We start from the raw sequence: 9,716 nt of genomic DNA on the forward strand, positions 1-9,716 counted from the left end.
TCTTTTTCGATGGAGCCGGGTATACGACTCGAAGCCGGTCTTCGGTGCCATTCCTGTTCCCTTCGACGCCAGATGAGGGTTCATTGTGGCAGCCCAGGGCACCCGGCGGGGGCAAAACGTACAAGAGTCGCTTCTGTCGCACATGGGACGGCCTGGATGCTGCGGTTCGGTGGGCGCTGACAGGGCGAATTCAGTCTGCGGGGCAGGTCGCCCGGCGATTCGGCGGCGGCCTGTGGGGCCCGATCCCGCGGGTCCACGTGGAGGGATCGGGGCTCCGGAGGACCTCGGCGTACTGTCCGAGTGGACCGGCCTGACGGCGTGTAGGCGATACGTCGGCGGGGTGGGCTCCTCTCGCTCGTGGTCACTCTTCGGAATTCTACTCTTGTAGCGTATTTATGGCTACTTTGCCGTTTGCAGTTGAGGTTAATGCCACTCCGCGGCCATGCCCCCAAGAAGGGAAATATACTCTGGTTAGGGAATAATGCTCGTATTCGTTTTTGAAGTATGAGTGCGTCTGTAGGGGGGGAGGGTGCCGCACGGCCCTGGTCTCGCCTGCGAGACCGATCCCTTCCCGTGCCGGCGGTGAAAGGCCCAGACGACGTGCCGCGCCAGGCCACCGCCGCATCGGGGCGAGGCCTCCGGCCGAGGTGTGCGCTGGTACGAAGTGCGGCGGCCTGCCCGGAGCCGCACCGGAAATCCGGATGGCGCCCGTACCAGTCGCACGTACAACACCAACCGGTTCTCCAAGAGGGGGGCGCCTAGGGGGGTATAGGGGTGCTGCCTTGGCCGTGGGGCTGTTTACGGTTGCGGTGCAGGGCCTGGCGTGACGGCATCGCTTCCCCCGGCACTGGCCTTCCTACGGGCTGCCTCGGTGTTGCGGTTTCCGGAGTTATGAGCCTCCCCCTCTTCTGGTGGCCGCATGCGCGACCGTTGGGCCAGATTGCCGTCATGCCGGGCCTCCGCACGATGGTCGTGGGCAGCGGGAGTGTGATGATGGACGAGTCCGGAGCAAACGCGCGCAGAACGCGGACACCACGGGACGAAGCGATCGCCGTCGTCGGGATGTCGTGCCGCCTGCCCCATGCGCCGGACCCGGACGCGTTCTGGCGGCTGCTCCGCGAAGGGAACGCCGCCATCGCCGAAGCACCCGCGGACCGGTGGGAGGCGGAGGCGCCGTTCGATCCGGATCCGTCCGCACCGGGCAGGGCGAACATCCGCTGGGGCGGCTTCCTCGGCCAGGTCGAGCGCTTCGATGCCGGGTTCTTCGGGATCTCTCCCCGCGAAGCCGCCGCCATGGACCCCCAGCAGCGCCTGGTTCTGGAACTGGCCTGGGAGGCCTTGGAGAACGCCCGGATCCTCCCGGGGACGCTGGAAGGCGGCCGGGTGGGCGTCTTCACGGGTGCGATCTGGGACGACTACGCGACCCTGTTGCGCCGGCGGGGGGAGGGGGCGGTCACCCACCATGCGATGATCGGCCTGCACCGGAGCATCATCGCCAACCGGGTGTCGCATGTTCTTGGTGTGCATGGGCCCAGCATGGTGGTGGACACAGGCCAGTCCTCTTCACTGGTGGCGGTGCATCTTGCGTGTGAGAGCCTGCGCCGGGGTGAGTCCGGCCTGGCGATCGCGGGTGGGGTGAACCTCATGCTCACCCCGGAGAGCACGATCGAGGCGGCGAAGTTCGGAGGGCTCTCCCCCGATGGGCGCTGCTTCACGTTCGACGCCCGGGCCAACGGGTTCGTGCGCGGTGAGGGCGGCGGCTTGGTGGTGCTCAAACCGCTGCCACGCGCCGTCGCCGACGGTGATCTGATCCACTGCGTCATCCGCGGGAGCGCCGTCAACAATGACGGCGCGGGTGAGGGGCTGACCGTACCGAACCAGGCGGCCCAGGAGGACGTGCTGCGCCGGGCTTGTAACCACGCCGGAGTGGAGCCCGCCGATATCGGCTATGTCGAGCTGCACGGCACCGGGACGAAGGTCGGGGATCCGATCGAGGCGGCGGCCCTGGGGGCGGTGCTCGGGCGGGAGAGGAGTCGCCCGCTGCCGGTGGGGTCAGCCAAGACCAATGTCGGCCATCTGGAGGGCGCGGCCGGCGTCGTCGGCCTGCTGAAAGCGGTGCTGGCCGTCAGGCACCGCCGGCTTGTGCCGAGCCTCAACTTCGAGACCCCCAACCCCCGGATACCAATGGAGGAGCTGCGCCTACGGGTGCAGCGGGAACTGGGGCCGTGGCCCCATGAGGACCGGCCGCTGCTCGCCGGCGTGAGCTCTTTTGGCATGGGCGGGACCAACTGCCACGTCGTACTCGGCGAACCGGACCCCGCCCGCGGCGGCGAGAAGCCGACCGGAGCCGGGAACACGCCCGCGGCCGAGCGCGCACCGCTTCCGGTGCCGTGGGTGCTGTCGGGCAGGAGCGAGCACGCGCTGCGGGCGCAGGCCGCCCGGCTGCGGGATCATGTGGCCGATAACCCCACCTTCGACCCGGTCGACGTGGGTTGTTCGCTGGCGACCACGCGCAGCCGCTTCGAGTGCGGTGCCGTTGTGGTCGGGCACGACCGGGATGACTTCGTGCGCGGCGTGCAGGCCGTGGCGGAGGGGCCCCGGCGCCGGGTGTCGTCGAGAGAGCCGCCGCGCCGGAGGGCGGGGTGGGGTTTCTCTTCACCGGCCAGGGCAGCCAGCGTCCGGGCATGGGCCGTGAGCTGCACGAGACCTGTCCGGCCTTCGCCCGCGCCCTCGACGACGTGTGCGCGCATCTGGCCCCCCTCATCGACCGATCGCTGCGGGAGGTGATGTTCGCCCCGGCGGACACACCGGAGGCGGCCCTGCTGGAGCGCACCGAGTTCGCCCAGCCGGCGCTGTTCGCGCTTGAGGTCGCGCTGTTCCGGACCCTGGAGCGGTGGGGGATCTCTCCCGGCTACCTGTGCGGCCACTCCATCGGCGAGCTCGCGGCGGCGCACGCCGCGGGGGTGTTCTCCCTCGCCGACGCGGCGCGGCTGGTGGCGGCGCGCGGCCGGCTGATGCAGGGGCTGCCGGCGGGCGGGGCGATGATGGCGGTCCAGGCCGCGGAGGCCGATGTGCTCCCGCTGCTCGCCGGACACGAGGAACAGGTCTCCATCGCCGCGGTCAACGGCCCCGTCTCGACCGTTGTCTCCGGAGACGAGACGGCCGTCGCCGCGATCGGTGAGCACTTCGCCTCGCAGGGCGCGAAGACCCGCCGGCTCCGGGTGAGCCACGCGTTCCACTCCCCGCACATCTCCCCTGCGGTGCAGGACGAGTTCCGCACCATCGCAGCGGGGCTGGAGTTCCGTCCACCGCGCATCCCGATCGTGTCGAACGTGACCGGTGCGCTCATCGCCGACGAGGTGTGTTCGCCGGAGTACTGGGTGCGGCACCTGCGGGAACCCGTGCGTTTCGCCGACGGCGTCGCCTCACTGCGCGCCCGGGGCGTCTCGACCTTTCTGGAGCTCGGCCCGGACGGGGCGCTTTCAGCGATGGCCCGGGACTGCCTGCCCGGTGGTGCGGCGGCCGACGCGATCCCGTCGCTGCGCGGCGACCGGGCCGAGACCGACAGTCTCCTCACCGCGTTGGGACTGCTGCACGCTGGCGGCGCCACTCCGGACTGGGAGACCTTCTTCGCCGAACGCGGCGCCCGCCAGGTGGACCTGCCGACCTACGCCTTCCAGCGCGAACGCCACTGGCTGGACGATCTGAACGGGGAGCCGCCGGCGGCGACCGAGCGCCCGTCCGGTCGGCCTCCCGCTCCGGCCGCGGCGTGCGGCCCGTCCACCTCGGCCGGTGTCCGGTCCGAACCCCAGGGAAACCAGCGGGAAACGCTCCCGCTGGTGCGCGCCCACGTGGCCGCCGTACTCGGTCACCCGTCGCCGGGCGCCGTCGAGGTGGACAGGACGTTCACGGATCTCGGCTTCGACTCGTTCATGGCCGTTGAGCTCTGCGACCGGCTCGGCGCCGCCACCGGCCTGCGCCTGCCGAGCACGCTGACCTTCGATCACCCGACCCCGACCGCGCTCGCCGGGTACCTGCGTTCGGAGCTGCCGGGTGCCGTGGCGGAGACCGCCACGGCACCCGCGGCCGCCTCCGCCGCTGACGAACCGATCGCGATCGTCGCGATGAGCTGCCGCTTTCCGGGAGGCGCGGAGTCCCCGGAGGACCTGTGGCGGCTGGTGGAGCAGGGAGCGGACGCGACCTCGGAGTTCCCCGCGGATCGGGAGTGGCGGCTGGAGGAGCTGTTCGACCCGGATCCGGACGAACCGGGTACGAGCTACGTGCGCCGGGGCGGGTTCCTCTCCGGAGCCGCCGAGTTCGACGCGGGCTTCTTCGGGATCAGTCCCCGGGAGGCCGCGGCGATGGATCCGCAGCAGCGGCTGCTGCTGGAGACATCGTGGGAGGCAGCCGAGCGCGCGGGCATCGACCCGGGCACGCTGCGCGGCACCCTTACAGGGGTGTTCGCCGGGGTGATACCGCAGGAGTACGGACCGCGGCTGCACGAGCCGGCCGACGGGTTCGACGGGTATCTCCTGACCGGCAGCACGAGCAGCGTCGCTTCGGGCCGGATCGCCTACACCTTCGGCCTGGAGGGGCCGGCGGTGACGCTGGACACCGCGTGCTCGTCGTCGCTGGTGGCCCTGCACCAGGCGGCCCAGGCATTGCGCCAGGGCGAGTGCTCGCTGGCGCTGGCCGGCGGCGCCACGGTAATGGCGTCGCCCGGGATGTTCGTCGAACTGTCCCGGCAACGGGCACTCGCCCCCGACGGCCGGTGCAAACCGTTCGCCTCGGCCGCGGACGGCACCGCCTGGGCCGAGGGGGTGGGGATGCTTCTCCTGGAGCGCCTGTCCGATGCCCGGCGCAACGGCCATCCCGTCCTCGCGACGATCCGCGGTTCGGCCGTCAACCAGGACGGCGCCTCGAACGGGCTGACCGCCCCCAGCGGGCCGTCGCAGGAGCGGGTGATCCGCCAGGCCCTGGCCAACGCCGGCCTTTCCCCTGCCGGCGTGGACGCCGTCGAGGCGCACGGAACCGGTACCAGGCTGGGCGACCCGATCGAGGCCCGGGCGCTGCTGGCGACCTACGGGCGGGACCGGTCGGCGGATCGGCCGCTGCGGCTGGGGTCGCTGAAGTCCAATATCGGCCATACCCAGGCGGCGGCCGGGGTGGGCGGCGTGATCAAGATGGTCCAGGCCATCCGGCACGGGACACTGCCGCAGACCCTGCACGTGGATGCGCCCTCACCGTACGTGGACTGGTCCGCGGGAGACGTCGCGCTGCTGACCGAGCTGGTGCCGTGGCCGAAGACGGGCGAGGCGCGCCGGGCCGCGGTCTCATCCTTCGGTATCAGCGGCACCAACGCCCACATGATCATCGAGGAAGCGCCTCCCGCCATGGCGGCGACCGCGGAGCCGGCCGGGTCCCCTCTCGGCGCGTCCGCGACGCTGCCGTGGACGGTGTCCGGAGGAACCGAGGCGGCGCTGCGCGAGCAGGCCGCGCGCCTGCGGTCGTACGTGCGGGCGCATCCCGAGCTCGATGACGCCGACCTCGCCTACTCGCTGGCCGCGACGCGCGCGGCACTGGACCACCGCGCCGTGGTACTGGCCGACGACCGCGCCGGGCTCCTCGACGGACTGGCCGCCATCGCGAACGGAGAGCCGGCCGCGAACGTCGTCCGGGCGGGTGCCAGTGGGGCCGGCGCCACCGTGTTCGTGTTTCCGGGACAGGGGGCGCAGTGGGACCGCATGGCCGTGGAGCTGCTGGACTCCTCGGGGGTCTTCCGCGAACGGATGGCGGAGTGCGCCGAAGCGCTCGCGCCGTTCACCGACTGGTCACTGCTGGACGTCGTGCGGCAGGCTCCGGGCGCTCCGGCGCTGGACTGCGTCGACGTGATCCAGCCGGTGCTGTGGGCGGTCATGGTCTCGCTGGCCGAGGTGTGGCGCACGCTCGGCGTCCAACCCGACGCGGTGGTCGGCCACTCCCAGGGGGAGATCGCCGCGGCGTGTGTCGCGGGAGCGCTGTCGTTGGAGGATGCGGCCAAGGTGGTCGCGCTGCGCGGCCGGGCGGTGGTGGCTCTGGCCGGAACGGGCGGGATGGCGTCCGTGCCGCTCCCCGAGGACCGGGTCCGCGAGCACCTCGCGGAGTGGGACGGCCGGGTGCACGTCGCCGCCGTCAACGGTCCCGCCTCGACCGTTGTGGCCGGTGAGGAGAAGGCCGTCCAGGAGCTGGTGGCCGAGTACGCGGCCGCGGGCGTCCGGGCGCGCGCGATCGACGTGGACTATGCCTCCCACACGCCGCACACCGAGGTGCTGCGGGATCCGCTCGCGGAACTGCTGGCCGACATCACGCCGCACCGCCCCGGTGTCCCGTTCTACTCCACCCTGACCGGGGCCGCACTCGACGAGCACACGCCGCTGGACGCTGACTACTGGTACCGGAACCTGCGGCACACGGTGCGGTTCGAACCGGCGGTCCGCGCGCTCGCCGATGCCGGACACCGGATATTCATCGAAGCCAGCCCGCATCCGGTGCTCGCCTCCGGAGTCGCCGAGACCCTCGACGCCGCCGACGCGCCGGGCGCCGCGGTGGAATCCCTGCGCCGCGACGAGGGCGGCTGGGAGCGGCTGCTGAGGTCGCTCTCCGCGGCCCACGTCCACGGCGCGACCGTCGACTGGGGCAGATTCTTCGCCGGACGGCGGGTGCGGCCGGTGGAGCTTCCCACCTATGCGTTCCAGCGCCGGCGCTACTGGCTGTCCGGTGCGGCCCCCAGGGCCGGTGTCGCGTCGGCGGGCCTGGAGGCCGCCGACCACCCGATGCTCGGCGCCGCCGTCGAGCTGGCCGGCGAGGGCGGCATGCTGCTCACCGGTCGGATATCCCTGGAGACCTCCCCCTGGCTGGCCGACCGCGCGGTGGCCGGCACCGTGCTGTTCGCGGAGGCCGGGTTCACCGAGCTGGCGCTGCGGGCCGCTGATGCGGTGGGGTGCGACCGGCTGGAGGAGTTAGTTCTCGAGTCGCCGCTGGCCCTGCCCGGACAGGGCGGCGTGCGACTCCAGGTCGCGGTGGGCGGACCGGACGACTCCGGCCGCAGGTCTTTCAGTATCCACTCCCAGCCGGAGAACACCGGGGGAGATCCGTGGCTGCGCCATGCTGCGGGGACGCTGGGAACCGGGACACAGCAGCCTCCCGAGGGGGTGCGCGAGTGGCCTCCAGCGGGGGCGGAACCGATCGGCGTCGAAGGCGTCTACGAGTGGATGGCCGAGCAGGGTTGCTGGTACGGCCCGGCGTTCCGCGGCCTGCGGGCCGCATGGCGGCACGGTCCGGACGTCCTCGCCGAGGTGGAACTGCCCGAGCCGGCCCGCGCCGACGCCGATGCGTTCGGCGTGCACCCCGCTCTGCTGGACGCCGCCCTGCACGCGCTGTACCTCAGCGCCCGCGCCGAGGAGGAGCGCGTTCGGCTGCCGGTCTCCTGGAGCGGGGTGCGCCTGCACGCGGTGAAGGCGTCACTGCTCCGGGTGCGGTTGTCCGCGACCGGCCGGGAGGAGATGTCGCTGCTGGCGGTCGACGCCGCCGGTGCTCCGGTGGTGTCCGCCGACCGGCTGGCGGTGCGGCCGGCCTCAGAGGCGGACCTGGAGAGCGGCCGCGCCGCGGCCGCCGGCTCCCGGCTCGGAGTGGACTGGGTTCGGGTGCGCGCGGCACCGGAACACCCGGTGGACCGGTGGACCGTGGTCGGCCCCGACGGACCCGGAACGGGCACGGAGGCCGACCGCTACCCGGATTTGGCCGCGCTGGGCGATGCGTGCGACGCCGGAGCGCCCGTCCCGGAGGTGGTGTTCGCCGCGTGCCCGCCCGAGGCCGGCCGCGACGCCGCGGCGTCGGCGCGCTCGGCCAGCCGCGACGCCATGACTCTGATCGAGGAGTGGACGGCGGACGCGCGCTTCGCCGCGTCGCGGTTGGTGGTCGTGACCCGGGGAGCGGTCGCGGTGACCCCCGGAGAGGAGGTGCCGGGCCTGTCCCACGCGGCCGTGTGGGGCCTGGCGCGATCGGCGCAGTTACGCGCCCCCGGCCGGGTCTCTGTGCTCGACCTCGACGACACGGCCCTGGGCGAGGCCTTCCACGCGCGGTCGCCGGAACTGGCCGCCCTGACAGCGCGGGAACCACAACTGGCCGTGCGCGGCGACGACGCTACGCGCCCCGCCTGACCCGAGCCGACAGGATCGCCGCTCCCGCCCGGGATCTGGATCCGCGGGGCACAGTACTGATCACGGGCGGAACGGGGACACTGGGGGCCCTGGTCGCACGGCATCTGGTGAACGAGCACGGCGTGCGGCACCTGCTGCTCGCCGGCCGCAACGGAGCCGATGCCACGGGCGCGAAGGAGCTGGCGGTCGAGCTCACCGGACTGGGGGCGGAGGTCTCCATCCAGGCTTGCGACGCCGCCGACCGCGCCGCGCTCGCCGCGCTCCTGGCGTCGGTCCCGGAGGAGCACCCCCTCACCGGGGTCGTGCACGCCGTCGGCGCGCAGGACGAGGGCCGTGGCTCGCCCGCGCCGGAGCAGGTGGACCGGGCTCTGCGCCCCAAGGTGGACGCCGCGTGGCACCTGCACGAACTCACCCGCCATCTCGACCTGTCGGTCTTCGTCACCTTCTCCTCCTCCGCCGGGCTCGCGGGCGACGCGGGGAACGGCGTCCACGCGGCGGCCGACGCCTTCGTGGACGCCCTCGCCGACCACCGGCGGTCCCACGGCCTGCCGGGCGCGTCCCTGGTGTGGGGGCCGCGGAGCGAGGCCGGCGCTGCGGCGGACCCGGTGAGCGGCGCGGAGCCTGGGCGGGCGGTATGGCTGGCGCCGATGCCGCCGGCCGAAGGGCTGGCGCTGCTCGACACCGTCCTGCGGACGGGCGGGGGCGTGGCCGTGTCGGCGCGGCTGAACGCTCCTGCTCTGCGGACCCTGGCCGACGCGGGCATCCTGCCGGCCGTGCTGCGCGGGCTCGTGCCCGACCGGGGCCGGCCGAGCGCTCAGGGAGTCGACCCCACCGCGGGGAGCGAGGGCGCGCTGCTCCGGCGGCTCGCGGACCGCTCCGAGCGCGAACGCGAGCGGGCGGTCCTGGAACTGGTCTGCGCCGAGGCCGCGTCGGTGCTGGGACACGGCACGGCCGAGACGGTCACGGTCGAGCGGGCGTTCACCGAACTCGGCTTCGACTCGCTCACCGCACTGGAACTGCGCAACCGACTGAGCACCGCGACCGGGCTGCGGCTGCCGGTCACGCTGCTCTTCGAGCAACCGACACCGGCCGCGCTCGCCAGGTACCTCCTGGAGGAGCTCGCCCTGGGCGGCGCGCCCACCAGCGCGACGGCCCTCAGCGACCTCGACAGGCTGGAGTCCACGCTGCTCTCGGTGGAACCGGACAGCACGGCGCGCGCACGGATCACCATGCGCCTGCAGACCCTGTTGTCGAAGTGGAACGAGGGCCACGGCGATACGGAGGCCGTCGATGACGGCGACCTCCGGTCGGCCTCCGACGACGAGCTGTTCGATCTCCTGGACGACGAACTCGGGGCGCCCTGACGGGGACGCCCACGTTCCGACGACCCCCATCTTCGTGAAGAGCCGAGGTCAGATGATGAATGAGGACAAGCTCCGCGACTACCTCAAGCGAGCGACCGCCGACCTGCGTCACGCGCGCCAGCGTCTGCGCGAGGTGGAGGAGAAGGACCGGGAG

4 protein-coding genes are annotated in these 9,716 nt (G+C 72.8%); all 4 read left to right on the plus strand.

The genetic code is table 11. The annotated features are described in order from the left end of the window. Nucleotides 1-948 precede the first annotated feature (948 nt). Complete coding sequence (locus VS93_RS30535) at nt 949-2,787, plus strand: type I polyketide synthase (RefSeq protein ID WP_201776682.1); 1,839 nt, start codon at nt 949-951, stop codon at nt 2,785-2,787. Then, nucleotides 2,685-8,198 carry a type I polyketide synthase gene (locus VS93_RS31920; RefSeq protein WP_236700619.1) on the plus strand — a complete coding sequence of 1,838 codons (5,514 nt, stop codon included), beginning with the start codon at nt 2,685-2,687 and terminating at the stop codon, nt 8,196-8,198. Before VS93_RS30535 ends, VS93_RS31920 begins: the two co-directional genes overlap by 103 nt. Nucleotides 8,199-8,257: 59 nt before the next feature. Further along, nucleotides 8,258-9,562: a beta-ketoacyl reductase gene (locus VS93_RS30545; RefSeq protein ID WP_269082873.1), complete on the plus strand. Its 1,305-nt coding sequence runs from the start codon at nt 8,258-8,260 to the stop codon at nt 9,560-9,562. 55 nt (nt 9,563-9,617) lie between these two features. Beyond that, nucleotides 9,618-9,716: polyketide synthase docking domain-containing protein (locus VS93_RS33480; RefSeq protein ID WP_394298835.1), on the plus strand; the 99-nt coding region annotated here is incomplete at its 3' end.

This window comes from Allosalinactinospora lopnorensis, assembly GCF_000981225.1.
GTDB lineage: Bacteria > Actinomycetota > Actinomycetes > Streptosporangiales > Streptosporangiaceae > Allosalinactinospora > Allosalinactinospora lopnorensis.

What these genes read in the sequence shown, in the direction of transcription:
- VS93_RS31920 (WP_236700619.1), top strand. Translation starts at nt 2,685, where the DNA reads ATGGGCCGTGAGCTGCACGAGACCTGTCCGGCCTTCGCCCGCGCCCTC.
- VS93_RS30535 (WP_201776682.1), top strand. Translation starts at nt 949, where the DNA reads ATGCCGGGCCTCCGCACGATGGTCGTGGGCAGCGGGAGTGTGATGATG.